Below are 23,453 nucleotides of genomic sequence, written 5' to 3' on the forward strand. Positions count from 1 at the left end.
ATGACAATGATGCGGATCAAAGCGGACACCGGCCTCTGCGTCGGCTCCGGCCAGTGCGTCCTGGCCGAGCCGGCCGTATTCGACCAAGACGACGACGGCATCGTGGCCCTGCTGACCGACCACCCCGACGACGAAACTGCGGTACAGGCGCGCGAAGCCGTCATCCTGTGCTCGTCCCGAGCCCTGTCCATCCTGCAGGAGTAAGCACAATCCGGGTGGGAGGTCAGGGCAGGCCGCCGGGGGTGACCAAGGAGCGTCGGCGGGCCGCTGTCCTACGATGCCGCCCGCCACGAGACCTACTGCGCCGACGCCGGGCCGCGGTCGGTGTCGGGTCACCACTGGGTGATGAGCGGCGTGTCCGGTTCGTGCTGCCGCCAGGCTTCGGTTAGGCGGGCGAGGCGGGTGGGGGCGGCGATGCCGCGCACGGTTGCGATCTTGCCGTTGGTGATGTCGAACGTCACGGTGCCGACGACCTGGTCGCCGACCACGACGAGGATGGCGGGGGCGCCGTTGACGAGCGCGTAGTGGATGGCCGGCGTGCCGCCGGCGAATCGCCGTTTCGCGGGTGTGGGTTTGAAGCCGGCCCGTGCGACGGCGGCGATGCGCTGCGGAGTGTCGTACTGCAGCAGCCTCGCGGTCAGGCCGGCGCCGTCGGAGACCGCGATCGCGTCGTCGGTGAGCAGCGCCACCAGCCGTTCGGTGCGGCCCGAGGAGGCAGCGGCGAGGAATTCCTCGACGATCCTGCGGGCGGATACCTGGTCGACTTCGACGCCGCCGCCGCGGCGGCGCGCGGCGGTGATGCGGCGCCGGGCCCGGTGGAGGTGCTGCTGGCTTGCGGGCTCGGTGATGTCGAGGATCTCGGCGATCTCGGCGTGGCTGTAGGAGAACACTTCACGCAGGAGGTAGACGGCCCGCTCGAAGGGTGACAGGCGCTCCATGAGAGTCAGTACGGCCAGGGAGACCGATTCGCGCTGCTCGAAAGTGTCGGCCGGACCGAGCATCGGGTCGCCGTCGAGGAGTGGTTCGGGCAGCCAGGCGCCGACGGTGCGTTCGCGGCGGGCTTGTGCCGAGCGGAGCCGGTCGAGGCACAGGTTGGTGACGACCTTGGTCAGCCATGCTTCCGGCACCTTGATCCGCTGCCGGTCGGCGGCCTGCCAGTGCAGGAACGCGTCCTGCACGGCGTCTTCGGCGTCGGCGGCGGAGCCCAGCAGCCGGTACGCCAGCGAGGCCAGCCGGTTCCGGCTGGCCTCGAACCGGCTGGTGTCGAAGCGATCAGTGGCGCTGCTGTCCACGCGGACCACCCTAGGCGGCTACGCGAACTCCCGCCTTCGCCCCGCCTGCCCAGGGTGTCCAGGCGTGCCCGCGAAGACGTCGGCGAGCTTCCGGGTCTCGATCTCGTGGCCGGCCGCGAACTGGTGCAGCCGCAGCCGCTGGACGAAGTCCGGCTCAGCGTTGACCACGGTGATCTCGGTGTCCGCGGGGGACAGGCGGCGGGCCAGGTTCCCGGCCGCGTAGGCCCCGGCATAGCCGGCGCCGAGGACGACGATGCGGTGCTTCATGTGTTGCTCCTGTCGGTTCGCTTGTGCCTCTTGAGCGAGACAGCGCCCCGGTTCCTGACAGGACTTGAGTGTGATGTGGGTCATATATTGATCGGGGTGCCGCCCGGCGGCAGCCTCCCCTGCGGCGCTGGATGGAACGCCCCGCGCGTGGACTAAGGAAATCCCCTAGGGCGTCCAACCAATTCCCAATTGTCGGCCGATCTCGGCGCGCATAGCGTGAGATCACTGCGGAAGGCCCTGCTGACCGGCAATGCGAGGAGAAATTACCATGGCGCGGACGTTGGATTCCCCGGCCTCTGCCGGTCCACATTCGGCGAAAGAACTCGCCTTTGACGAGGTCCTGGTCAAAGTGGCCGAACGGCGAGCGGAATTCGATGAGAAACGCCACGTTCCTGGCGACATCATCGCCGAGTTCAAGCGCGCGGGAATCTACCGGGCGAGCACCCCCAGGCGCTTCGGCGGCGACGCGCTGCCGCCGGCCGACTTTCTCGCCCGTATCGAGCGGATCTCGATGATCGACGGCTCGGCGGGGTGGGTCGCCAGCTTCGGGTCCGCGCTGGTCTACCTGGCCGCGCTGCCGCTGGAGACGCAGGCCGAGCTGTACGCCGATGGGCCGGACGTCGTCTTCGCGGGCGGCCTGTTCCCGGTGCAGCCCGCCGCCATCGTCGAGGGCGGGTATCAGGTCTCGGGCCGCTGGAAGTTCGCCAGCGGCTGCATGGGCGCCGACATCCTCGGCGTGGGCATCACCGCGGGCGAGCAGCAGGCCGGCCGTCCCCTGACGGCCCTGCTGCGCCCCGGACAGGTGGAGATCGTCGACAACTGGGACGTCATCGGACTGCGCGGCACCGGCAGCCACGACCTCAAGGTCGACGGCGTCGTCGTCCCCCCTGAGTGGACGTTCGTGCGCGGGGGCCGATCGACCGTGGACGAGCCGTTGTACCGCTACCCGACCGTCCCGTACGCGTCCCAGGTGCTCGCGGTCGTCGGCCTCGGCGTCGCCCGCGCCGCCCTCGACCACGTCATCCGCAATGGCGGCCGCGGCGGCTACACAGGCGCCCCGAAGCCGGCCGATCGCGCCACCTACCGCATCTCGGTCGGCAGGGCGGAGGCCGACCTGCGATCCGCGCGCGCCTTCTTCTACGAGATCACCCACGAGGTGTACGAGACAGTTCTGGCCGGCGACCCGGCTACCGCGAACCAGGCCAGCCTGCTACGCCTGGCCTCCGCCCACCTGGCCAGAACCTCCTTCGAGGTCGTGCGTACGGCCTATCAACTGAGCGGCATCCCGGCCATCGCCGACGGCAGCCCGATGCAGCGCTACCTGCGCGACGCCTCGGTGGTCCCGCAGCACGCCTTCCTCCAGGAAGGCATGTACGACGGCGCCGGCGCGGTCCTCATGGGCGTACCGCCCTTTCCCGGCTATCTCTAAGGAATCCTCATGGCCCAGCCCACCACCCCGGAAAGCCTGCGGGTGCTCTTCTGCATCGGCGTCAACCAGAACTTCTTCGACCTGCCGACCGGACAGGCCGGCCCGGTCTGGGATGGCTTCGTCAGCATGCTGAGGCAATTGTCGGAGCTGCCTGGTGTGACCGTTCTCGGCACCTTCGATGACGATCGGCACATGGTCGGTCCGTCCGCGTCCTGGCCCTGGACCTCCTACGTTCTGGCCGACGTGCCCGAGCAGGCGACGGTCGCCGCGGCCTGCAACCTGTTCCGTACCGTGCAGGTCGGCGAGCACGGCCTCTGGCGGTACATGAAGATCGAGGCGCGTCTCGGCCGCCCGCTGCCCGTTCCCTCCGACGTCGTCGAGTGGGACGCGCGATGACCGGGAAGATCGGCCGCTTCGGCGGTGGCCAGGACAGTGCGACGGCGTCGGGACGGCTGGTGTGAGCTCTCCTCGTGTGGCGCTGGTGACGGGAGCGGCGCGCGGTTTGGGCGCGTGCATCGCGGCCCGTATGCACGGCGACGGATACCGCGTGGCGGTGACCGATCTCGACCAGCGTTCGGCGGCCAAGATCGCGGCCACGCTCTCCCCGGACGAAGGGTCGGCGATCGGGCTCGGCCTGGACGTACGCGACAAGAACGCCTTCGTACGGGCGCGCGACGCTCTCGTCGAGCGCTGGGGTGCGATCCACGTCCTGGTCAACAATGCCGGATTCTCCAAGGTCGAGCCGCTCATGGACATCGAGCCGGACGGCTTCTCCTCGGTGGTCGCCGCCAACCTCGACGGGACATTTTTCGGCTGCCAGGTCCTCGGCGCCTACTTCGCCGAGCGTGGCCATGGACGCATCGTCAACATCGCCTCGCTCGCCGGGCAGAACGGCGGCACCGCGACGGGCGCGCACTACGCGGCGGCCAAGGGCGGCGTGGCCACGCTCACCAAGGTGTTCGCCCGCGAGCTGGCCCCGCGCGGCGTGACGGTGAACGCCGTCTCGCCGGGCATCCTCGACCTGCCCGTGGTCCGCGAGAGCGTCGCCCCGGACAAGCTCGCGCGGATCGAGGCGACGATCCCGGTCGGGCGGCTCGGCCGCCCCGAGTTCATCGCCGACATGGTGGCGCTGCTGGCCTCCGAGCGGGCGGACACGGTCACCGGCGCGTGCTGGGACGCCAACGGCGGCCTCTACATGCGCTGACTCACCCGAATGGGATGCCAACAGCGGGCCTGTACATGCGCTGACCCACCACATGCGCGGACTCATCCGAAGACGGAAGACGGAAGACGGAAGACGAAGGCGGAGAGGAGCAAAGCCGTGACCGTCAGAGAACCCGATCAGACCCCCTCGCAGGCCGACTTCCGGGAGGCGATGGCGCATCTGCCCGCGGCCGTCAACATCATGACGACCGACGGTCCGAACGGCCGCTGCGGCATCACGGTCAGCGCGGTCTGCTCGGTGACCGACGACCCGCCGACCATCCTGGTCTGCCTCAACCGCAGCAGCGCCATGCACGACGTGTTCTGGGCCAACGGCCGGGTCTGCGTGAACGTTCTGGGCGGTGACCAGCAGGACTTGGCGCTGCACTTCGCCGGAGCGACGGAGGTCTCCATGGCCGAACGGTTCACCTGGAACGTCTGGGATCGCGGACAGCGCGTGCCGGTGCTCAAGGACGCGTTAGTGGCCGTCATCGGCGTGGTGAAGGACTGCAAGCCGATGGGGTCGCACAGCGTGCTGTTCGTGGAGATCGAGCAGGTCCGTACCCGGAAGGGCGGCCCGAGTCTCGTCTACTTCAACCGGAGCTTCCATCGCCTGGACTCCGTCTCGCCGATGGCCTGCTGAGGGATCGCGCCCCGGCGTCGGGAGCTACCTAGCGCTTGGGCGATTGATGGTGTAATGATGTAATCATGGAAACTCTCTTTGAGCACGCAGGCGGCCAAGAAGGGCTCCACAGGTTCATCGACATCTTCTATGGAAGTGTCTTGTCCGACCCGCTGCTCCAGCCATTGTTCGGCGAAGGACTTCCCCATCACGTGACACATCTGACGGCTTTCACGGCCGAGACCTTCGGCGGTCCCGACACATTCTCCAGGGAAATGGGTGGATTTTCCAGGCTGATCGACGCGCACCGTGGGCTGGGGATCAGCGAGGCGCAGCGGCAGCGGTTCGTCGAGCTGTACATGGCGGCCGCCGATCAGGCCGGACTCCCGGAAGACGCGCCTTTCCGGGAGGCGTTGCGGTCGCATGTGGAGTTCGGGTCGAAGGTGGCGATGCAGAACTCCCATGCCGAAACCGACGACCAACTCCACCCGCTCCGAGAGGTGCCGCAGTGGGGATGGTCCGAGCCGGGCTAGTTTCCCCGCCACGTCAATCGGAGCTCCCGGCACTTCCCGCCCAGGGCCCTCGCCCGGGCGGGAAGTTCCGGGAGCCCTACTTGTGCTGCAACAGCAGGGTGAACAGCACGTTGGTGGTCGTACTGAGCGCGAACATGGTCACCGCGACGATCAGGTCATCGCGCTTCCGTGACAGCAGCCCGCCCTGCGAGCCCTCCGGAACGTTGACGATGACCGCCTGAGTCAGGCCGGCGCCGAGCCGTTTCCACAGGTACTTGAAGCCCAGGCCGAGGACCAGCGGGACCATCGTGACCGGGAGCAGACTCCACCACACCGGGCCCGAGAACGAGCCGAGGAAGCGGCCCGCGATGGCCGCGCCGACGATGGCCGCGAGGGTGCCGACGGCCAGGCCGGGGATATGGGCGAACTGTGCCCAGGTCCGCTTCTTCTCGTTGCAGATCTCCCTGATCCTGGCCGCGTCGTTCGCCGTCTCGTCCACTCGGTAGCGGAGCAGCAGAGCCGTCCCCGAGGAGAGGGTCAACTCCATGATCTTGTCGCTGTTCACGGGGTCGCGCCGGACCATTCGCACCATCTTCAGCGTCGGGGTCATCTTCGAGCCGAGGTCGGCGATGTCCGCTGACGAGTCGGACTCGTACACGAGGTAGTTGCTGTCGGTCCAGATGCTGAAATAGACGCCGGTCTGCTCGAATATCTTGGCGAGCTGCGTCAACTGCTCGCGGTGGAGCTTTGTCGGCCCGAGATTCTCTTTCCTTGGTGTCCCAAGGCATCGGGGGGTGATGGCCACTAGGCTGCCTTTCGATCTTCGTAGTGGTACTGACTGGCTGTTCGGGCCCCAGGCGCCAACTCCGAAGCGGCCGAGCTGGTTAGCGCGCCTGTCTCATTCTTCTGTCGATCGCCTGCACATGCGAACAAAATGGACATCAAGGCAATGTGTGCATAGTTCGCCCATGTGCTTATAAAGCGTAACTCGGGGCGGTTTAATGAACCGTCACCTGATCCTAGCTGAAGATCGCAAGAGTATTGCGTGTTCTCTTCGCGTTTGCCAAAGGACGAGGTAGGTGGGTGGTTATGTCCTTGGGAATGCCGGGAGTGCCGAGTGTGACATGGACGGTGGCGGTGAGATTTATTCACGTTGGTGTTCGGGAAGGCCCTTTCCCGAATCCTTTGTGGCGGAAGATGGGCCTTTGGCTCAGGGCTTGGGGTGTTGATCGGCAGGCACTCCGCCGTGCTGGAGGGGCGACAGAAAATTGCGGAGCGCGAAAACTTGCTGAGTCGGCAAAATTCTGTAGTCTGGGGGCATGACCGGGCTACGCGAACGAAAGAAGCAGGCGACCCGCGACGCTCTGATGGCCGCCGCGCTCCAGCTCGCCATGGAGCGCGGCCTGGACAACGTGCGGGTCGAGGACATCGCCGAGGCGGCGGGGGTGTCGCCGCGGACGTTCAACAACTACTTCTCCAGCAAGTGGGAGGCCCTCGCCGCCCGCCACGTCGACCGGACCAGGCACTCGGCACAGGTGCTGCGCGACAGGCCGCCGGGCGAGCCGCTGTGGGAGGCGGTGACGCGGGCCATGCTGGCGCCGTGGGAGAACGCGGAGCGGACCACGCAGGCGCCCAGCCCCGAGATGCGGGCCGCCCTGCGGCTGCTGACCAGCGCGCCCGCCATGGAGGGTGAGTCGCTGCGGGTGCTCTTCTCCGCCGACGCCGAGCTGGCCGCGGCCGTCGCCGAGCGCACCGGCACCGACCACGAACGCGACCTCTACCCGCAGCTGGTCGCCACGGCGGTGATCACGGCCACGCAGACCGCCGTCCGCCACTGGCTGCTCGTCGAGCCCGCAGTGCCGCTCCTCCCCCTGATCGAAGAGGCGATGCGACAACTCGCCACCGGCCTGCCCGACCCAACCGCGTAAGGAGAGCCCCAATGACCGCAGACGTCGTCATCGCCGGTGGTGGCCCCAACGGGCTGATGCTGGCCAGTGAGCTGGCCCTGGCCGGAGTCCGGCCGATCGTGCTGGAGCGGCTGCCGGAGCGGAGCCAGGCGCCCAAGGCCAACGGCATCGTCGGGCAGGTCGTCAGGCTGCTCGACCAGCGTGGCCTCTACCGGCGCTTTCTGGATGTCGCCGAGCCGCCGCGGCCGATCCCGATGTTCCTGTTCGGCGCGCTGCCGCTCGACCTGGCCGAGATCGAGGGCAACACGCTGTACGCCATGGGCATCAAGCAGGCCCGCCTGGAGGAGCTGTTCGAGGATCGGGCCCGCGAGCTGGGCGTGGAGATCAGACGGGGGCGGGAGCTGACCTCGTTCACCCAGGACGAGGCGGGCGTGACGCTCAGACTGGATGGCGGCGAGCAACTGCGCACCCGCTACCTGGTCGGCTGCGACGGAGCCCACAGCACGGTCAGGAAGCAGGCCGGCATCGGCTTCCCCGGTGTGAACGCCTTCTCCGTCATCTCGCGGGCCGCCCACGTCGTCCTACCTGAGGCGACGATCCGGATGGACCGGGCCGAGCTGGAGCTGCCCGGCGTGGGCACGACCGCACTCTACGCCTGGCACCGCACCGAGCGCGGCGCGTACGCCCTGCTGCCCGTGAGCCCCGAGGTCCTGACGATCAGCTGCGTCGAGTGGGACAGCGACGATCCCGGTGAGGACGTCGAGATGACGCTCGGCGAGCTGCGCGAGAGCCTGTCCAGAGTGCTGGGCGTCGACATCGCGCTGGCCACCCCGCCCGGTCCGGGGCCGCACCTGCTGCGCCGCCTCAGCGGGCGCAACACCCGGATGGCCGACCGCTTCCGGGCGGGCCGGGTGCTGCTGGCCGGGGACGCCGCCCACGTGCACTCCGCGGTCGGGGCGCCTGGGCTGAACCTGGGTCTCCAGGACGCGGCCAACCTCGGCTGGAAGCTGGCGGCCACGATACGCGGCACGGCGCCGCCCGGCCTGCTCGACAGCTACGACCGGGAGCGCCGGCTGGCCGCCGAGCGGGTCACCATGCACAGCAAGGCTCAGCTCGCGCTCATGTCGCCGGGGCCGGAGGTGACGGCGCTGCGCGAGGTGTTCGGCGAGTTGCTCCACGACAAGAGCGCACGTGGCCGGATATCTGCTCTCATGTCGGGCGCGGATGTCGTCTATCCCATGGCCGCCCCGGCACATCCGCTGACCGGCCACTTCGTACCCGACCTGGAGCTGGAGCCGGTGCCTCTCGCCACGCTCATGCGGGAGGGGCGGCCGCTGCTGCTCGACCTCGCGGGCAGCGTTCGGAAGGACGTGTGGGACGGCCGGATCGACGTGGTCACGGCCACGTGCGTGGCGCCGCCCGCCGATGCGTTGCTGATCCGCCCGGACGGGTACGTGGCCTGGGCGGGCACCCCGGACGACTCGCTGGACGAGGCTGTCAGAACCTGGTTCGGCTAACCTGATCCCGGACTCTGAGGAGGGCTCATGCCGGAGAACCTGATCTTTCGCCTGCCGCCGACGTTCGAGACGGTCGAGGAGGAACGGCGCCATCGCAAGGAGCGGCTCGCCGCCGCGCTGCGTATCTTCGGCAAGCTGGGCTTCGAGGAGGGCGTCGCGGGGCACATCACAGCCCGCGACCCCGAGCTGACCGACCATTTCTGGGTCAACCCGTTCGGCATGTCGTTCAAGCACGTGCGCGTGAGCGACCTGATCCTCGTCAACCACGAGGGCAAGGTGGTCGAGGGCCGCTACCCCGTCAACGAGGCGGCCTTCGCGATCCACTCGCAGGTGCACCAGGCGCGGCCCGGCGTGGTGGCGGCCGCGCACAGCCACTCGGTCTACGGGCGCGCGCTGTCGGCGCTCGGACGGGTCATCGAGCCGATCACGCAGGACGCCTGCGCCTTCTATGAGGACGTCTCGCTCTTCGACGACTACACGGGCGTGGTGACGGACCTGGAGGAGGGCAAGCGCATCGCCGCCGCGCTGGGCGGCAACAAAGCCGTCGTGCTGCGCAACCACGGGCTGCTGACGGTGGGTGAAACCGTGGACGCGGCGGCGTGGTGGTTCATCACGATGGAACGCTCGGCGCAGGTGCAGCTCGTCGCGCAGGCGGCCGGGCAGGTGGTGCCCATCTCGCCGGACAACGCGGCCCTGACCCACCAGCAGATCGGCAACGACCTGGTCGGCTGGATCAACTACCAGCCCCTCCACGACCAGATCACCCGCGAGCAACCGGACCTGTTCGACTGACCCGCTTTTTGCGGTCCGGACAAACCCTTCCATCCGTTACGGCAAGCCGCACCCACCGCCACCCGCCGCACGTGGCTGAGGGCCTCCAGGAAAACGCCCGCTGATCCCGCACAGGGCCGGGCGCCGATACGTGCGTCTTGTTGGCTGTGGCTTCCGTTGCGGGCAGCCGTCTCGGCCTCTGTGACGGTCCGTGGTGGCTGGGGTCCTTGGGGAGATACCCCCTTCGGGGGATGGGGAAGAACGCGTCCGTGGTGGCTGGGGCCCAATGAAGGGGCCCAGAACGGGCGCCGCCCTAGCGGCGGAAAGTGTGGCGATAGGTCAGTGGGGCGACGCCGACTGCGGCGTGGAGGTGTTGGCGGAGGGAGACCGTGGTGGTGAAGCCCGCCCGGCGGGCTACCTCCTCCACTCCCGCGTCCGTTGTCTCCAAGAGGTGTCTGGCGTGGTCGACTCGTTGCTTGGTCAGCCAGCGTGACGGGCTCAGGCCGGTCTCCTCGCGGAAGCGTCTGGTGAAGGTGCGGACGCTCATCTTCGCGTGCCCGGCCAGGGCGTCCAGGTCGAGTGGCTCGTCCAGGTGGGAGAGCATCCATGTGCGGGTCGGGGCGGTGCTGGTGCCCGTCGGGTCGGGGAAGGGGCGGTCGATGTACTGGGCTTGGCCGCCGTCGCGCCAGGGAGGCATGACGCAGCGGCGGGCCGCCCGATTGGCCACCTCGGTGCCGTAGTCGCGTCTGATCACGTGGAGGCAGAGGTCCAGTCCGGCCGCCACGCCCGCCGAGGTGAGAACGTCGCCGTCGTCGATGAACAGCACCGAGGGATCCAGGTCGACCTTGGGGAACAGTTCGGCGAAGTGGGCGGCCTCGCGCCAGTGCGTGGTGGCGGGGCGGCCGTCCAGCAGGCCCGCGGCGGCCAGGACGAACGCCCCCGTACAGATCGACATGATCCGCTTGTGGCCGTGCAGGGCGTCGCGCAGGTAGGGCTGGATCGTGCCGTCCTTCATCGTGCGGCCCGCGTGGATGCCGGGGACCAGGACCGTGTCGGCCGTGTCCAGGACGTCCAGGTCGTGGTCGGGCAGGACGCTGTATCCGGCCGAGCAGCGCACGGGCCGGCGGCCGGGGGAGCAGGTGACGACCTCGTAGAGCTTCTCGCCGGTCGCTGACTCCGCCGACCAGAAGACCTGGCCGGGAACGCCCAGGTCGAGAGGGGCGAAGTGGTCGAGAACGAGGACCGCGACGCGATGGGCCATGGCCGAATTCTTTCACATATTGGCTATCCGGCCACTCGCGGCCATAGGTGCGGATAAATCAGGATTAGCGGATGACCATAAGCACCACCACCCGGTCCAGGCGGCTGCATCGGGCCTGGTTCGTCGCGGCCGTCGCGTTCGTGGCCATTCTCGGCGCGGCCGGGTTCCGTGCCACTCCCGGCGTGTTGATCACGCCGCTCCAGGAGGAGTTCGGCTGGACCAAGGGCACGATCTCGCTCGCGGTGTCGGTCAACCTGGTGCTCTACGGCCTGACCGCGCCGTTCGCGGCCGCCCTGATGGACCGGTTCGGGATGCGGCGGGTGGTGTCGCTCGCGCTGCTGCTGGTGGCCATCGGCAGCGGGCTCACGGTGCTGATGACGGCGAGCTGGCAGTTGCTGCTGTTCTGGGGCGTGTTCGTCGGGCTTGGCACGGGGTCCATGGCGCTGGTGTTCGTGGCGACGGTGACCGACCGGTGGTTCGTCAAGCACCGTGGTGTCGTCACCGGCCTGCTCACCGCGGCCGGCGCCACCGGTCAGTTGATCTTCCTGCCGGTGCTCGCCCGGCTGGCCGAGGGACCGGGGTGGCGGGTGGCCTCGCTGACCGTGGCGGGGGCCGCGCTGGCGGTGGTGCCGTTCGTGTGGTGGCTGCTGCGCGACCATCCGGAGGACGTGGGCACCACGGCGCTGGGGGCGGAGCCCGGCACGGTCCGTACCCTGCCCGTCCAGCAGAACGCCGCCGTGCGGGCGCTCACGGTGCTCAGGTCGGCGGCGCGGACCCGGGCGTTCTGGTTCCTGGCGGGCGGCTTCGCCATCTGCGGCGCCAGCACGAACGGCCTGGTCGGCACCCACTTCATTCCCGCCGCGCACGACCACGGGATGGCCGAGCCGGTCGCGGCGGGGCTGCTCGCGGTCATCGGGATCTTCGACATCGCGGGTACGGTCGCCTCCGGCTGGCTCAGCGACAAGGTGGATCCGAAGATCCTGCTCGGCGTCTACTACGGGCTGCGCGGGCTGTCGTTGATGGTGCTGCCGGGGCTGTTCGCGGCCACGACCCAGCCCAGCATGCTGATCTTCATCGTGTTCTACGGGCTCGACTGGGTGGCGACCGTGCCGCCGACCGTCGCGCTGTGCCGGCGGATCTACGGGGCGGACGGCGCGGTCGTGTTCGGCTGGGTGTTCGGCTCGCACCAGATCGGCGCCGCGTTCGCCGCCGTGGGCGCCGGGCTCACCCGCGACCACCTGGGCGCTTACGACCTGGCCTGGTACGTCTCGGGCGCCCTCTGCCTCCTGGCCGCCGGCATGTCCCTGGCCATCGGGCATGCTAAAGGGCGATGAGTGACGCAGAGTTGATGGTCCTGCCGCTGGTGGTCAGGATCGAGAGAGCGACGCCGCCGGAGCGTACCGACGCTTTGGAGGCGGCCGCGATGGCGGTGCTGAGCCTGCTCGACGACCCCGGCGAGTGGGGCGAGGAACTGCACGCCTGGCAGTCCACCGGCAAGATCCGCAAGGTCGTGCGCCGGGCCAGGGGCGCCGAATGGCGCAGGGCGCTGGCGCTGCCCGGCCGTACCATCGAGCACCGTACGGCCGAGGTGCGCGTGCACCCGCCCGTGCCGCTCGACGACTGGCCCCGAGACCTCGCCCGGTTGCAGGTGTCGGGCACCGAGCTGACCGACACCGGCGACCTCGCGCCCGCCGAGCCGCCGATCCTGTGGGCCAACCCCGGGCTCGCCATGTCGGCGGGCAAGGCCATGGCCCAGGCCGGGCACGCCGCCCAGCTCGCCTGGTGGGCCAGCGACGAGGCCGAACGCGCCGCGTGGCGGGCGGCCGGGCTGGCCGTGACGGTGCGCACCGCGGCGGCGGGCGACTTCCAGGCGAAGGTGGCCGCGGGGCTGCCCGTGGTGCGGGACGCCGGGTTCACCGAGATCGAGCCGGGTTCGTGTACGTTCGTCGCCGACGCGCCGTGGCTGTACGGGCGGGTCGCCCAGTCGTGACCGGTGCTAGATCTCGATCAGGTCGGTCGCGACGGACGCCAGATCTCAGTCGGTCGTGACGGGTGCTAGATCTCGATCACGTCGGCCAGGACGCCGCCCGCCGGGGTGATCCGGGCGGGCGACGGGCTGTCGTAGACGATCATCAGCCTGCCGTCCGCCAGCACGGCCAGCCCTTCGGGGTGGTCGCAGCCGATGCCGTACGGCAGCTCGGCGACCGTCTCCAGCTCGTCCGCCGCGACCACCTCGCCCGCCCTGTGGACCCGCCAGCGCAGCACGCGCACCGGCCCGTCGAGGCTCATGCTCGGCCCGGCCAGCAGCAGCACGTCACGGCCGTACGGGCACAGGTCCCGCACGCCCAGCCCGCCCAGGTCCAGGAAGTGCTTGCGGTACGGCTCGCGCAGCCGCAGCCGGCCCGGGTGGGCCTCGACGGGCCTGATCTCCAGGACCACCGCCCAGCCGCGCAGCACCGGGCCGCGGAGTCCCAGGTAGACCCGCTCGTCCAGCACCGCGATGCCCTCGATGTCGAGGCCGTTGTCCTTGCCGGGCAGCGCGAGGAACGGCGCGAGGTGCGGGTCGTCCTCCAGATGGGCGGCGATGTTGTCCCGGCCCGAGAGGATCGCGCCCGGCAGCGGGGCGTTGGTGGCGGGGTCGAGCGGCAGGCGTACCAGGATGAAACGGTTCTCCTCGCGGACCACGGTCGCGAGCCGTTTGACGGCCTTGGCCGGGTCCTTGGCCGACTTGATCCGGCGGCGCTTGAGACTGTGCGAGCCGACGGCCCACAGGTGGCCGTCGGCCCTGGCCAGGCCCTCGATGTCCGCCTCGTCGTCGGGGCCCGCGGGCAGCGGTACGTAGTCGGCCAGCCGGAAGGTGCGCTGACCCGCGTAGTTCATGCCGGTCCAGGCCAGATGCTCGATGGTGGCGGTCTCGTCCCCGGCCACCCACAGGCCGCTGCCGTCGTGCCGTAACGCGGAGAGGTTCGTGTGCGTTTGGGAGGCTTGCGAGGCCGGGTCGAATCGGAGCTCCACCTGTTCCACGAAGCCATGATGACACTTCGGCCGCTTCATAAGCGGAATGGCGGGATTTGTCGTACGCTCCCGATCGTGCTCGATGGGGATGATGGGACCGAAGGTTCCCGTGTGAGAACTGCTGCCAGGCCGGGAACCCCTGTTTCTTCACCCAGGCGATCCCGTATCGGCGATCTGCGGATGCGGGATGTATACCGGGGGCTCGCAGTCGTGACCGCGGTGGCGGTCGTCACTGTCACGCTGGTCATGCTGCTCCCGTCGCGGCCGGACGAGGTCGCCGCACGGCCGGTTGCCGCGCCATCGACCGTGCCGACCTCGTCCGCGCCGCCCTCTGCCACAGTGTCGTCCGAGCCGTCGGTGTCCCCCTCGCCGGTGGACTCCGCCGAGGCGGCCGCTCCCCGCGCCACGCCGACTCCCGGCTCGACCATCGCGCCCGGATACACCGCCATGGAGGCCCTGTACGCCGACCCCCGGGTCCCCAAGCTGCCGAAGAAGGTCGCGCGGCTGAAGATGACCAAGCCCGGCAAGGGAGTGATCAAGGACCGGCGGACCGGCCTGGTCGTGCCCAGGCTCGGCAAGCCGTGGAAGGCGCATCGCGCGGCGCCGTTCACCAGCAAGCAGGTGCTCCCGCTCAAGCGCGGCTCGAACCAGCGGGGCATGCTCGTCACCTGCCCGCTCCCGATCGAGGAGCAGAAGTCGGCGCGTGACACCGCGCTGCTCGCCGCCCGCTGGACGCTCAACCACCACCCCAAGGGCGCCCGGATCCGCTGGCTGGTCTCCCAGCCGATCAAGCGCGGCTGGCTGCTCGCCTACCAGGTCAGGTACGGCAAGCACGTCTCGCGGGCGGCCGTGGTCGTGCTCGACGGGGGAATGGCCAAGCCGGGGCTGGCGTTCGTGACAGTGCCGGAGTCGCAGCGGGCCAGGTGGCGTGACATCACGCGCGTGGTTTCCGGGGTGCGTGTTCTAGGCTAGAAGATCATGTACGGCGATATGGGGGAGTGACGCCGTGGAACGCCCAGGTCAGCCGAAGGCGCCTGACAAACGCTCAGGACAGCCGCAGGCGCCTGACAGAGACAAGCCCAAGCCGCCCTGGCGCGCGGAAGGGCTGCCCGGCTCGTCCGGCGGTGGTCGCCCGAAGATCAACTGGTGGCGCTTCGTCGTCACGCTGCTCGTCGTGTACGCGGCGTTCTTCCTGGTCTCGTCCTTCTTCGACTCCGGCTCGGTCGAGACGGTGTCCTACACCGAGTTCACCAAGCAGGTGACCTCGAAGAACGTCAAGGACATCTACGCCACGGGCCTGTCGGTCGAGGGCGATCTGCGGGCCGCGGCCAAGGACCCCGACAGCGGCAACAAGTCGTACACGAAGTTCAAGACGGAGATCCCCGCCTTCGCCAACAACGACCAGCTCTACCAGCAGTTGGAGAGCTCCGGGGTCAACATCAAGGCCGACCCGATCAACGGCGGGCGCGGCTTCTTCCTCAACCTGCTGCTCTCCCTGCTCCCCGTTCTGCTGCTGGCCGGGCTCTGGATCTGGGTCATGCGGCGCGGCGCCAGCATGATGGGCGGCGGCGGGCTGAGCGGCCTCGGCCGGTCCAAGGCGGCCAAGCCGGTCGAAGCGGGTCAGATGCGGGCCACGTTCGCGGACGTGGCGGGCATCGACGAGGTCGAGAACGAACTCGTCGAGGTCGTCGACTACCTGAAGGACCCCGACAAATACCGCAGGCTCGGCGCCAAGCTGCCCAAGGGCGTCCTGCTCGCCGGGCCGCCCGGCACCGGCAAGACGCTGCTGGCCCGCGCCGTGGCCGGTGAGGCCAACGTGCCGTTCTTCTCCGCCAGCGCGTCGGAGTTCATCGAGATGATCGTCGGCGTGGGCGCGTCACGGGTACGCGACCTGTTCGAGGAGGCGCGCAAGGTCGCCCCCTCGATCGTGTTCATCGACGAGATCGACGCCATCGGCCGGGCCAGGGGCGGCGCCGGCGGCATCGGCGGGCACGACGAGCGCGAGCAGACGCTCAACCAGATCCTCACCGAGATGGACGGCTTCTCCGGCGTCGAGGGCGTCATCGTCATCGGGGCCACGAACCGGCCGGAGATCCTCGACCCGGCGTTGCTGCGGCCCGGCCGGTTCGACCGTACGGTCCAGGTGGGGTTGCCCGACGCGGCCGGCCGTACCGCGATCCTGGCCGTACACAGCAGGAGCGTGCCGCTGGACGGCGAGGTCAGCCTCGACCAGATCGCCAAGACCACGCCCGGCATGACCGGCGCCGACCTGGCGAACCTGGTCAACGAGGGCGCGCTCCTGGCCGCCAAGCGCGGCAAGGAGAAGGTCGGCATCGCCGACTTCGCCGACGCGCTGGAGAAGCTGCAGCTCGGCGCGGCGCGCAGCATCGTGATGCCGGAGGAGGAGCGCACCAGGACCGCCTTCCACGAGGCCGGCCACGCGCTGCTCGGCATGCTGCAGCCGGGCGCCGACCCGGTCAGGAAGATCTCGATCATCCCGCGCGGGCGGGCGCTGGGCGTCACACTGTCCACGCCTGACACCGATCGTTACGCGTACGACGAGCAGTATCTCCGCGGGCGCATCACCGGCGCGCTCGGCGGGATGGCGGCCGAGCAGGTGGTGTTCGGCGTGATCACCACCGGCGCCGAGAACGACCTGGAGCAGGTCACGATGATCGCCCGCGGCATGGTCGGGCGCTGGGGCATGTCGGAGAAGGTCGGGCCGCTGACCATCCTGCCCAGCGACGGTCAGCCGCCGCAGGCCTCGCCCGCCATGCTCGCCACCGTCGACGAGGAGGCGCGGCGGATCGTGGACGAGTGCTACGAGCGCGCGCTGCGCGTCCTCAGCGAGAACCGCGACAAGCTCGACGCCATCGTCGCGGCCCTGCTGGAGCACGAGACGCTGGACGAGGCGAGCGCCTACGCCGCCGCCGGGCTTTCCGGGGACTTGGGCAAGCCCGTAACGTAAATTGAGGCCGCGCCGGGCAGGTCTCCGATGTGACACTCAACGACGAGCTTCTCGCAGAGCTCGGCGATGCCGGGCTGGAGGAGGTCGCCGGGCTGCTCGGCACGGACACCGAAACGGCCCGCATCGTGCTCACGACGGTGTCCGGCACCATCATCGGCGGCCTGGCGCGCAACGCCACGCACCCTGAAGGTGCGGAGGCGCTGCGCGCTGCTCTCGATGATCACGTGGACGCCGACCCGTTCAACGGCGACGTGGCGTCGCTGTCGCGCGACGGGCAGAGCATCCTGGGGCACGTACTCGGCGGGCAGGGCACCGAGCAGGCGGCCGACGGGTTGTCACGGCTGGTGGGGGTCGACGGCCGCACAATCATGAGGTTGCTGCCGCTGATCGCGCCCATGATCATGTCGTTGCTGGCCGGGCGGGCGACTCGCGGGCGGATGGAGGCCGGGGCCGTCGCCGACGCCCTGAACCAGGAGAGCGCCACCCTCCCCGCCGAGCTGGCCGAGCTGCTCGGCGCGATCTTCGATGGGGACTCCATGGACGTACCCGGCCAGCCGAACTTCGACCGCTGAACGGTAAGCTGGTGCGGTGATCATCCTGGCTTCAGCGTCCCCTGCCCGGCTGGCCCTGCTCCGCAGCGCCGGACTCGACCCCAAGGTGATCGTCAGCGGCGTCGACGAGGAGTCATACACCGCCTACTCGCCCGCCGCGCTCGCCCTTGAGCTCGCCAAGGCCAAGGCGTCGGCGGTCGCGAGCGGGCTCGACGAGGGCCTGGTCATCGGCTGCGACTCGATCCTGGAGCTCGACGGCAGGCCATACGGCAAGCCGGCCACGGCTGAGGAGGTCGTCGAGCGGTGGCGGATCATGCGTGGCCGGACCGGACGTCTGGTGACCGGTCACTGCGTCATCGACGTATCCGCCGACCGGCAGGTGGCCGAGGTGGCCAGCACCGTGATCCGCTTCGGCATGCCGTCCGACGAGGAGATAGCCGCCTACGCCGACACCGGCGAGCCGCTGGGCCTGGCCGGGGCGTTCAGCATCGAGGGGCGGGGCGGCTGGTTCGTCGAGGGCATCGAGGGCGACCACGGCAACGTGCTCGGCATCTCGCTGCCGCTGATCCGCAACCTTTTCGGCGAACTGGGCTACGCGGTGACGTCGTTCTGGCGCTAGCGTGCCGGGCATGCGATCAGTACGCGACTTCTTGGCGGGCGTCGGCTTCTTCCTTCAGGGTGTGGGCTGGGTCGCCAAGAATGGCCGATGGTGGCTGTTCGGGTTGATCCCGGCGCTGCTGGCCTTTGTCGTGTACGTGGTGGCGTTGGTCTTCCTCGGCACGAACGCGTCGGATATGGCGGAATTTCTTACGCCGTTCGCCGACACGTGGGGGTGGCGGGACCTCTTCCGTACGCTGATCGGGATCGCGCTGGTCCTCGGCGGGCTGGCGCTGGCGGTGCTGACCTTCACGGCGCTCACGCTGGCGATCGGGGAGCCGTTCTACGAGAAACTGTCCGCCACGGTGGATCCGTTGCCGGGGGTGGAGGAGCAGCCGTGGTGGCGGACCCTGCCCCGGTCTCTACGGGACAGTCTGGTGACGCTGGGCTATGTGCTGCTTTTCACCGTGCCGCTGTTCTTCCTGGGATTCGTGCCGGTGGTCGGGCAGACGGTGGTGCCGGTGCTGGGGGCCATGGTCTCCGGGTTCTTCCTGACGGTGGAGCTGACCACGCTGGCGCTGGAACGGCGGGGGATGGGGCGTAAGGAGCGGTTCGCGCTGCTGCGGGGGAACAAGGCGGGGGCCTTGGGGTTCGGGGTGGTGGTGTTCTTGCTGTTCTTGGTGCCTTTTGTGGCGGTCGTGGCGATGCCGGCGGGGGTGGCGGGGGCGGCCCTGTTCGTCCGCAACCGCCTGGCCCCAACTCCCGCCCCCTGACGTTCCCTTTATCCCCAGAACGTGGTTCGGCGCATCGGGGACCCCCTCCGTCCAGGCACCCTCATGCCTCATGACGACCAACGCCTCCGAGCCCTGCCTGACCCTGACCAGCCCCACCGACGTCCTCGCCGCGGTGCCCTACCTCGTGGGGTTCCACCCCGTCGACAGCCTCATCGTGCTCGGCCTCGCCCGAGGACAGGCCAAGCTGGCGACCCGCTGGCCACTACCGTTTCCGCCGGGCACGCTGGAGCCTTTGTCGGCGCTGTTCGATCGTGAGGCCATCACCCACATCATCCTGATCGGCTACGGCCCTGGAGAGCGGGTCACCCCCGCCGTGGACGAGGCCCGTCGACTGGCCGCCCGGGTAGGTGTCGGCGTGGACGAGGCCCTGAGAGCCGAGGGCGGCCGCTACTGGTCGTACGTGTGCGACGTGCCCCAGTGCTGCCCTCCCGAAGGCACTCCGTACGACACCTCGACCAGCCAGATCGCCGCCGAGGCCACCGTGCACGGCCTGGTGGCCCTGCCCAACCGCCAGAGCCTGGAACGCACCATCGCCCCGCTCACCGGCCCCGTCCGGGTGTCGATGCGCCGCGCCACGACGGAGGCCGTCGCCGAGTTCCGCACCCGGCTGATGGAGGCGACGGACGTGAACGCGTTCGCCCAGCAGTTCGTCACCCGGGGCCTGGTAAGAGTCCGCGCCGCCCTGGCCACCCACGCCGCCGGTGGCCGCCTGGACGACGCCGAAGCGGCCAGGCTCGGCCTCGACCTGGCAGTGATCAGAATCCGCGACGAAGCCTGGACCCTCGCCGGCGACTCCCACGCCGCCCTCTGGAAAGACCTCACCCGCCGCCTGGAGCCACGCTTCACCCCACCGGCCGCGTCCCTGCTGGCCATGGCCTCCTGGCGCACCGGCGACAGCGTCCTGGCCACCATCGCCCTCGAACGCGCCCTGACCACCGACCCGACCTACTCGATGGCCAACCTTCTCATGCACGCCCTTCAGCAACTCCTGTCCCCGGCGACCCTGCTCGACCGCCTCCCCACCCCAGCCGAACTGGACTCCGCAATGGGCCCCGTTCACGCGGGCTGGCTGATCCCCCTGATCAACATCCTCGACGAAGACCACGAAACGGCGGCTTGATCTGCATACCTCAACCCCACGCCGAGCCCAACCGCCCGGACTCCTAAAGGTAGCCTTTGGAGGCACGAGATCAGATAATCTGATTTTATGAAGGTGATGACTGCCACCGAGGCGTCTCGGAGCTTCGCGACGGTTCTCGACGAAGCAGAACGAGGTGAAACAATCATGGTGACTCGCGGTGGAAAGCGGATTGCGGTGATCGGTCCCGCGCCCACTGCGCCAGGACGGATGGTCAAGGCCTTCTTGGCCAGAAGCGCGGGGACCCTGGACGCCGACTTCGAGGGCGATGTGGCGGCCGCCCGCGAGACGGTCGACGACGAGATGAGGAACACGTGGCCCGACGCCTGATCCTCGACACGGGTGTGCTCATCGCCGCGGAGCGAGGCAAGGCGTCTGTGGACACGGTGATCGGAGACGCCGACGATGTGGCGATCGCCGCCATCACCGTGGCTGAGTTGCTGGTCGGTGTGGAGCTGGCCGATGCTGCGCGTCGCCCCAATCGGCAGGCTTTTGTGGATGAGGTTCTTGCGCTGATTCCGGTCGAGGAATACACGACGGACATTGCCAGGGTTCATGCTCGTCTCATGGCGCATGTTCGGCGAGAGGGAAAGAAGCGGGGAGCGTACGATCTGCTGATCGCTGCGACGGCCGCGACCACCGCGAGAACGGTGATTACGATGGACTCGTCCGCTGCATTCGACGATCTCCCCGGTGTCAGGGCGCAAGTCGTTCCTCATTGAGCTGTACCACGTGGCCTGGTGGTGCTCCTCGCGACGCAGTCGTTCGTCGTACACGCGTATCTGAGGCGGATGGCCCAAGATGTGGAGTGGACGTCATACTCCGGCAGGGCGAGGGCATGGCGACTCGTCAGTGTGTCAGCACGGCGCCCAGGCGTCGGATCACGTCGGCCTCGGCTGAGCTTGGCTCCACGGCTTGAATTCTCGTGATCGTTTCTCGGTCCGGCCCTTGAGGGGGGCCGCTCCTGCAGGTGAAGGCCTAGTTTCGAGGCGCGGGTGACCCGCCGTGTTCGGGTCGCGGCTTGTTCATGCGTAGTGGGTCGGGGGCAGGGCGGGCGCTGGAGCGGCACCGGTAACCGGCGGAGGTCGTCGCGCAAGGCGGCATCGCGGCGATTGCTGCCTTGAGCTTGGGGTCCAGTTCGGCGGTGGTGGCGAAACGGGCACCGTGCTCGCGGCATGTGGCCACCGTCTCGGCGGCGCAGAACGCGCTGTCGCCGTGCATCATCAGCGTGCTGTCGTCCCGCTGGCACGCGCCATAGGAATCGACTCGCACAGCAGGGACGCGGCAATCTGCCACCCGCCAGGGCCATACAGTTGACTGCGGCCTGGATGCAGCATCTGAAGCAGAATGTAACGATCGATGGACGCCCCATCAATGACATCGAAGCCGCATATGCTTATTGCGGATGCTCTGGAGTCACGGTATGGGATGGGACGAACTGGTATTATCCTGTGCCGAAACATGACAGATTCGATACGTGGATGAAAACCGGAGTTCTCGACGGGACTCAAAAGAATGTGACTAACGCAAAACAGGGGCGGAAGGATTTGGATGCGATGCTGAGCATGGGCGGCGGTGACGGCGCCGTTAGGGCATTCTGGTCATGCGTTGAAGACGGAGGGAAGAAAGCATTATGTGGATAAGAGCAGTTTTGGCAGGGGGTCTTTTAGGCGTCGTGCTTATCGGAATTATCCTTGCCTTCCGAAGTGGGTTGTTTTCTGCGCCCATTCCTCAGGTATCTCCCGCCGCTCTCGATGATGTACGCCGCATCGGCATAGTGCAGGCGGAGGATGGCATCGAAGACAGTTACGACGATGATGTAGAGATCACTAATACGTTCGTCATTGATGTCGGAAGCACGAGCAACAAGGAAGCGATCGACAAAACTGCCGACCTTCTCAGCGGGCGGGGATGGGAGATTCTAGGAAAGAGCCCAACAGGGGCGGCAATGAAATCCGCTAAATGGGACGCATCCTTGTCCGTGGATTCATTCTATCCCGCATCTCTCCGGTACCATCCCAAAATTCTGAAAGCACTACAGGGCAAATCGGTCAGGGCGGAAGCCTTTGCCATCGTCCGAGTCAACGTTTATCAGGGCGGATAACTCGATCAGAAGTCCAAACTTTCACGCTGCTCTATGTTAATTTGCGCCAGCTTGCGATCTCTGGAATTGGTTGAGAGGGTGATATGGCCGCCGCGGGCCTGCCCCTTGTTCTCCTCGGCTGGTGTCGTTGAGGCGGCCTGCCGTCGTGCTGAGAAGCTATCGAGCTGATGATCACGATGGCTTGAGGATGTGCCGGTGGGTTCTGAGGCACCCCGAACCTCTGCGGCGCCGGCACGTCCGCAGCACGCGGGGATGGGCCCAATTGATCACCCCCGTGTGCCAGGTCTACGACCGCATCGGGGCGGCATTCTTGGCTTTGGCCGCCGCTAGCATCGTCGGCCTTGCTTGCTCGTTGTCTGAACCGTCAGGCCGTGTGTCATCTCTCTGCACCCCAAACGAGGGCTGTCCGGTCGGCGGGCAGGATGCGGTTGCGCTTGTGCGGCTGGCTGAGGACGAATACCGGGACCCCCTCGGGGATGTCCAGTTCCCTCCGCTCGTCTGGGGAGGGCATGCGAGCGGTGACCTCTGCGGGCCCCTCCACGATCACCCGTTCGACGGGGGCCTGTGGGCGGACGTAGGAGCCTTCACGCTTCACGGTGACGATCAGTCCCTCGCTGCGCAGCACCCCGAGCGCCTGCCGTACGGCGACGCGGCCAAGCTCGTACTCCTGCATCAGCCGGCCCTCTGACGGGAGTGCCTGGCCAGGCGTGAGCCGTCCCGCTGCGATGTCCGCGCGGATGATGTCGGCGAGCTGGCGGTGCACGGGTCGATCGGAACCGAAGTCGATCACAACAGGTCATCATCACAACCCCACTACCTCATATGGGCTTGTAGGTATATGCTCATAAGGAACGAGCAGCAGGAACGTTGCCACATCAAGGTAGGGAAGGTTGCCGCTATACCTGAGCTTCTAGGTCTAGAGGCAGATGCCTGGCCTTGTCCGAGGCTCGCCGCCCACCCGCCAGGTCGCAGCACGGCCGCCACCACGACGCACATCGACTGGACCAAGGAGGAACCAGTCCGCCTGCGGATAGTGGACTACACCTGCTCCTGCCGCGCACTCGTCTATGAGCTGCTGAGCTGCGGCGGCCACTACATGATCCGTCGCACGCACCAGACCACGTCTCCCAAGGTCTTCTACGCCGGGCCATGGCCACGGGCCGTGGCAGAGCGCGTTTGGACGATGATCCTCACGGGCGAGGCTCGCTGATGGCACTGGCCCGTTGGTCGCCCTATGGCGGAGCCTGGCCCCAATTAAACCGAGAACGGCAGGTAAGACCGCCTCGCTCCATGCCGGGTCTGAGCAGGACCGCGACCGCCACGAGGTACGCCTGCACGCGGTCGAACGCTTCGAACGGCACCCCGGCGGTCTGTACCAGCCTGACGATGGTGGCGGCGTCCGGATGGATCGCGGACAAATAGCCAGCGTGCTCACCGTCTACGCCCACGCGCTGACGCTGCTGATCACTACGCCGATCCACAACCAGAGCCGATCCACAACCAGA

Annotated in this window: 28 protein-coding genes; 21 read left to right on the plus strand and 7 right to left on the minus strand. The window is 68.3% G+C overall.

Annotated features, from left to right (window positions below; all coding sequences use genetic code 11):
- The first annotated feature begins 6 nt into the window (after window positions 1-6).
- A complete protein-coding gene (locus tag AB0L53_RS18530) occupies window positions 7-204 on the plus strand; it encodes a (4Fe-4S)-binding protein (protein WP_363994854.1) in 198 nt (65 codons plus the stop codon).
- A gap of 128 nt (window positions 205-332) precedes the next feature.
- Here the strand turns inward: AB0L53_RS18530 and AB0L53_RS18535 are convergent, their stop codons facing one another.
- Together AB0L53_RS18535 and AB0L53_RS18540 are read right to left on the minus strand one after the other, a co-directional pair.
- Window positions 333-1,292 carry a sigma-70 family RNA polymerase sigma factor gene (locus tag AB0L53_RS18535; protein ID WP_363994857.1) on the minus strand — a complete coding sequence of 320 codons (960 nt, stop codon included), beginning with the start codon at window positions 1,290-1,292 and terminating at the stop codon, window positions 333-335.
- A gap of 18 nt (window positions 1,293-1,310) precedes the next feature.
- A complete protein-coding gene (locus tag AB0L53_RS18540) occupies window positions 1,311-1,559 on the minus strand; it encodes a hypothetical protein (RefSeq protein WP_363994859.1) in 249 nt (82 codons plus the stop codon).
- Window positions 1,560-1,827: 268 nt separating this feature from the next.
- On the opposite strand from AB0L53_RS18540, the gene AB0L53_RS18545 reads away from it, so the two are divergent.
- The 5 genes from AB0L53_RS18545 to AB0L53_RS18565 all read left to right on the plus strand — a co-directional run bounded on the left by AB0L53_RS18545 (window position 1,828) and on the right by AB0L53_RS18565 (window position 5,346).
- Window positions 1,828-2,988, plus strand: a complete 1,161-nt coding sequence (locus AB0L53_RS18545) for an acyl-CoA dehydrogenase family protein (RefSeq protein WP_363994861.1) — start codon at window positions 1,828-1,830, stop codon at window positions 2,986-2,988.
- A gap of 9 nt (window positions 2,989-2,997) precedes the next feature.
- Window positions 2,998-3,384: a hypothetical protein gene (locus AB0L53_RS18550; protein WP_363994863.1), complete on the plus strand. Its 387-nt coding sequence runs from the start codon at window positions 2,998-3,000 to the stop codon at window positions 3,382-3,384.
- Between the two features lie 61 nt (window positions 3,385-3,445).
- Window positions 3,446-4,192 (plus strand): SDR family NAD(P)-dependent oxidoreductase, encoded by a 747-nt coding sequence (locus AB0L53_RS18555; RefSeq protein WP_363994865.1) that lies wholly within the window; start codon window positions 3,446-3,448, stop codon window positions 4,190-4,192.
- Window positions 4,193-4,309: 117 nt separating this feature from the next.
- Window positions 4,310-4,834 carry a flavin reductase gene (locus AB0L53_RS18560; protein ID WP_363994867.1) on the plus strand — a complete coding sequence of 175 codons (525 nt, stop codon included), beginning with the start codon at window positions 4,310-4,312 and terminating at the stop codon, window positions 4,832-4,834.
- Window positions 4,835-4,899: 65 nt separating this feature from the next.
- Entirely contained in the window at window positions 4,900-5,346 is a 447-nt protein-coding gene (locus AB0L53_RS18565) for a group II truncated hemoglobin (protein WP_363994869.1), read from the plus strand.
- Between the two features lie 76 nt (window positions 5,347-5,422).
- On the opposite strand, the gene AB0L53_RS18570 is transcribed toward AB0L53_RS18565, so the two are convergent.
- Window positions 5,423-6,055 carry a hypothetical protein gene (locus AB0L53_RS18570; protein WP_363994872.1) on the minus strand — a complete coding sequence of 211 codons (633 nt, stop codon included), beginning with the start codon at window positions 6,053-6,055 and terminating at the stop codon, window positions 5,423-5,425.
- Between the two features lie 589 nt (window positions 6,056-6,644).
- Here AB0L53_RS18570 and AB0L53_RS18575 point away from each other — a divergent pair.
- From AB0L53_RS18575 to AB0L53_RS18585, 3 genes are read left to right on the plus strand one after another with little or no spacing between them, the layout of a single operon-like run.
- Complete coding sequence (locus AB0L53_RS18575) at window positions 6,645-7,253, plus strand: TetR family transcriptional regulator (RefSeq protein WP_363994875.1); 609 nt, start codon at window positions 6,645-6,647, stop codon at window positions 7,251-7,253.
- Window positions 7,254-7,264: 11 nt separating this feature from the next.
- Complete coding sequence (locus tag AB0L53_RS18580; RefSeq protein ID WP_363994878.1) at window positions 7,265-8,749, plus strand: FAD-dependent monooxygenase; 1,485 nt, start codon at window positions 7,265-7,267, stop codon at window positions 8,747-8,749.
- Between the two features lie 27 nt (window positions 8,750-8,776).
- Complete coding sequence (locus tag AB0L53_RS18585; protein ID WP_363994881.1) at window positions 8,777-9,541, plus strand: class II aldolase/adducin family protein; 765 nt, start codon at window positions 8,777-8,779, stop codon at window positions 9,539-9,541.
- A gap of 292 nt (window positions 9,542-9,833) precedes the next feature.
- Here the strand turns inward: AB0L53_RS18585 and AB0L53_RS18590 are convergent, their stop codons facing one another.
- Window positions 9,834-10,781: a DJ-1/PfpI family protein gene (locus tag AB0L53_RS18590; RefSeq protein WP_363994884.1), complete on the minus strand. Its 948-nt coding sequence runs from the start codon at window positions 10,779-10,781 to the stop codon at window positions 9,834-9,836.
- 71 nt (window positions 10,782-10,852) lie between these two features.
- Between AB0L53_RS18590 and AB0L53_RS18595 the strand changes: the two genes are divergently transcribed.
- Window positions 10,853-12,115 (plus strand): MFS transporter, encoded by a 1,263-nt coding sequence (locus AB0L53_RS18595; protein WP_363994887.1) that lies wholly within the window; start codon window positions 10,853-10,855, stop codon window positions 12,113-12,115.
- Window positions 12,112-12,771 carry a peptidyl-tRNA hydrolase gene (locus tag AB0L53_RS18600; RefSeq protein WP_363994890.1) on the plus strand — a complete coding sequence of 220 codons (660 nt, stop codon included), beginning with the start codon at window positions 12,112-12,114 and terminating at the stop codon, window positions 12,769-12,771. The genes AB0L53_RS18595 and AB0L53_RS18600 overlap by 4 nt, the downstream gene beginning before the upstream one ends.
- Before the next feature lie 65 nt (window positions 12,772-12,836).
- On the opposite strand, the gene AB0L53_RS18605 is transcribed toward AB0L53_RS18600, so the two are convergent.
- Window positions 12,837-13,805 carry a DUF3616 domain-containing protein gene (locus AB0L53_RS18605; protein ID WP_363994893.1) on the minus strand — a complete coding sequence of 323 codons (969 nt, stop codon included), beginning with the start codon at window positions 13,803-13,805 and terminating at the stop codon, window positions 12,837-12,839.
- Between the two features lie 171 nt (window positions 13,806-13,976).
- Between AB0L53_RS18605 and AB0L53_RS18610 the strand changes: the two genes are divergently transcribed.
- The 8 genes from AB0L53_RS18610 (at window position 13,977) to AB0L53_RS18645 (ending at window position 20,566) form a co-directional block, all read left to right on the plus strand.
- The gene (locus AB0L53_RS18610) at window positions 13,977-14,768 is read left to right on the plus strand and encodes a hypothetical protein (protein ID WP_363994895.1); all 792 of its coding nucleotides are present in this window, start codon (window positions 13,977-13,979) and stop codon (window positions 14,766-14,768) included.
- Window positions 14,769-14,802: 34 nt separating this feature from the next.
- A complete protein-coding gene (gene ftsH / locus AB0L53_RS18615; protein WP_363994898.1) occupies window positions 14,803-16,764 on the plus strand; it encodes an ATP-dependent zinc metalloprotease FtsH in 1,962 nt (653 codons plus the stop codon).
- Between the two features lie 29 nt (window positions 16,765-16,793).
- On the plus strand, window positions 16,794-17,336 hold the full coding sequence (locus tag AB0L53_RS18620) for a DUF937 domain-containing protein (protein ID WP_363994901.1): 543 nt from the start codon (window positions 16,794-16,796) through the stop codon (window positions 17,334-17,336).
- Window positions 17,337-17,352: 16 nt separating this feature from the next.
- Complete coding sequence (locus AB0L53_RS18625; protein ID WP_363994904.1) at window positions 17,353-17,934, plus strand: nucleoside triphosphate pyrophosphatase; 582 nt, start codon at window positions 17,353-17,355, stop codon at window positions 17,932-17,934.
- Window positions 17,935-17,944: 10 nt separating this feature from the next.
- Window positions 17,945-18,685, plus strand: a complete 741-nt coding sequence (locus AB0L53_RS18630) for an EI24 domain-containing protein (protein WP_363994907.1) — start codon at window positions 17,945-17,947, stop codon at window positions 18,683-18,685.
- A gap of 70 nt (window positions 18,686-18,755) precedes the next feature.
- A complete protein-coding gene (locus AB0L53_RS18635) occupies window positions 18,756-19,826 on the plus strand; it encodes a DUF4192 domain-containing protein (protein WP_363994910.1) in 1,071 nt (356 codons plus the stop codon).
- An 87-nt stretch (window positions 19,827-19,913) separates the two neighbouring features.
- Window positions 19,914-20,174 (plus strand): type II toxin-antitoxin system prevent-host-death family antitoxin, encoded by a 261-nt coding sequence (locus AB0L53_RS18640; RefSeq protein ID WP_358442051.1) that lies wholly within the window; start codon window positions 19,914-19,916, stop codon window positions 20,172-20,174.
- Entirely contained in the window at window positions 20,159-20,566 is a 408-nt protein-coding gene (locus tag AB0L53_RS18645) for a PIN domain-containing protein (protein WP_358442050.1), read from the plus strand. The genes AB0L53_RS18640 and AB0L53_RS18645 overlap by 16 nt, the downstream gene beginning before the upstream one ends.
- A 256-nt stretch (window positions 20,567-20,822) precedes the next feature.
- Here the strand turns inward: AB0L53_RS18645 and AB0L53_RS18650 are convergent, their stop codons facing one another.
- Entirely contained in the window at window positions 20,823-21,116 is a 294-nt protein-coding gene (locus AB0L53_RS18650; protein WP_363994915.1) for a hypothetical protein, read from the minus strand.
- Between the two features lie 56 nt (window positions 21,117-21,172).
- On the opposite strand from AB0L53_RS18650, the gene AB0L53_RS18655 reads away from it, so the two are divergent.
- Both AB0L53_RS18655 and AB0L53_RS18660 read left to right on the plus strand, forming a co-directional pair.
- Window positions 21,173-21,487, plus strand: a complete 315-nt coding sequence (locus AB0L53_RS18655) for a hypothetical protein (RefSeq protein WP_363994918.1) — start codon at window positions 21,173-21,175, stop codon at window positions 21,485-21,487.
- Window positions 21,488-21,519: 32 nt separating this feature from the next.
- Window positions 21,520-21,948 (plus strand): hypothetical protein, encoded by a 429-nt coding sequence (locus AB0L53_RS18660; RefSeq protein ID WP_363994921.1) that lies wholly within the window; start codon window positions 21,520-21,522, stop codon window positions 21,946-21,948.
- 376 nt (window positions 21,949-22,324) lie between these two features.
- Here AB0L53_RS18660 and AB0L53_RS18665 read toward each other — a convergent pair whose 3' ends face one another.
- Entirely contained in the window at window positions 22,325-22,738 is a 414-nt protein-coding gene (locus AB0L53_RS18665; RefSeq protein WP_363994924.1) for a GntR family transcriptional regulator, read from the minus strand.
- Window positions 22,739-23,453 lie beyond the last annotated feature (715 nt).

Origin of the sequence: Nonomuraea sp. NPDC052129 (genome assembly GCF_040680095.1) — a bacterium.
GTDB lineage: Bacteria > Actinomycetota > Actinomycetes > Streptosporangiales > Streptosporangiaceae > Nonomuraea.

Excerpts from the sequence above, each read along its gene's own strand:
- AB0L53_RS18530 (WP_363994854.1), top strand. The coding sequence starts at position 7 with ATGATGCGGATCAAAGCGGACACCGGCCTCTGCGTCGGCTCCGGCCAG.
- AB0L53_RS18540 (WP_363994859.1), bottom strand. The coding sequence starts at position 1,559 with ATGAAGCACCGCATCGTCGTCCTCGGCGCCGGCTATGCCGGGGCCTAC.
- AB0L53_RS18545 (WP_363994861.1), top strand. The coding sequence starts at position 1,828 with ATGGCGCGGACGTTGGATTCCCCGGCCTCTGCCGGTCCACATTCGGCG.
- AB0L53_RS18550 (WP_363994863.1), top strand. The coding sequence starts at position 2,998 with ATGGCCCAGCCCACCACCCCGGAAAGCCTGCGGGTGCTCTTCTGCATC.
- AB0L53_RS18565 (WP_363994869.1), top strand. The coding sequence starts at position 4,900 with ATGGAAACTCTCTTTGAGCACGCAGGCGGCCAAGAAGGGCTCCACAGG.
- AB0L53_RS18575 (WP_363994875.1), top strand. The coding sequence starts at position 6,645 with ATGACCGGGCTACGCGAACGAAAGAAGCAGGCGACCCGCGACGCTCTG.
- AB0L53_RS18580 (WP_363994878.1), top strand. The coding sequence starts at position 7,265 with ATGACCGCAGACGTCGTCATCGCCGGTGGTGGCCCCAACGGGCTGATG.
- AB0L53_RS18585 (WP_363994881.1), top strand. The coding sequence starts at position 8,777 with ATGCCGGAGAACCTGATCTTTCGCCTGCCGCCGACGTTCGAGACGGTC.
- AB0L53_RS18590 (WP_363994884.1), bottom strand. The coding sequence starts at position 10,781 with ATGGCCCATCGCGTCGCGGTCCTCGTTCTCGACCACTTCGCCCCTCTC.
- AB0L53_RS18595 (WP_363994887.1), top strand. The coding sequence starts at position 10,853 with ATGACCATAAGCACCACCACCCGGTCCAGGCGGCTGCATCGGGCCTGG.
- AB0L53_RS18600 (WP_363994890.1), top strand. The coding sequence starts at position 12,112 with ATGAGTGACGCAGAGTTGATGGTCCTGCCGCTGGTGGTCAGGATCGAG.
- AB0L53_RS18610 (WP_363994895.1), top strand. The coding sequence starts at position 13,977 with ATGCGGGATGTATACCGGGGGCTCGCAGTCGTGACCGCGGTGGCGGTC.
- AB0L53_RS18630 (WP_363994907.1), top strand. The coding sequence starts at position 17,945 with ATGCGATCAGTACGCGACTTCTTGGCGGGCGTCGGCTTCTTCCTTCAG.
- AB0L53_RS18635 (WP_363994910.1), top strand. The coding sequence starts at position 18,756 with ATGACGACCAACGCCTCCGAGCCCTGCCTGACCCTGACCAGCCCCACC.
- AB0L53_RS18640 (WP_358442051.1), top strand. The coding sequence starts at position 19,914 with ATGAAGGTGATGACTGCCACCGAGGCGTCTCGGAGCTTCGCGACGGTT.
- AB0L53_RS18655 (WP_363994918.1), top strand. The coding sequence starts at position 21,173 with ATGCAGCATCTGAAGCAGAATGTAACGATCGATGGACGCCCCATCAAT.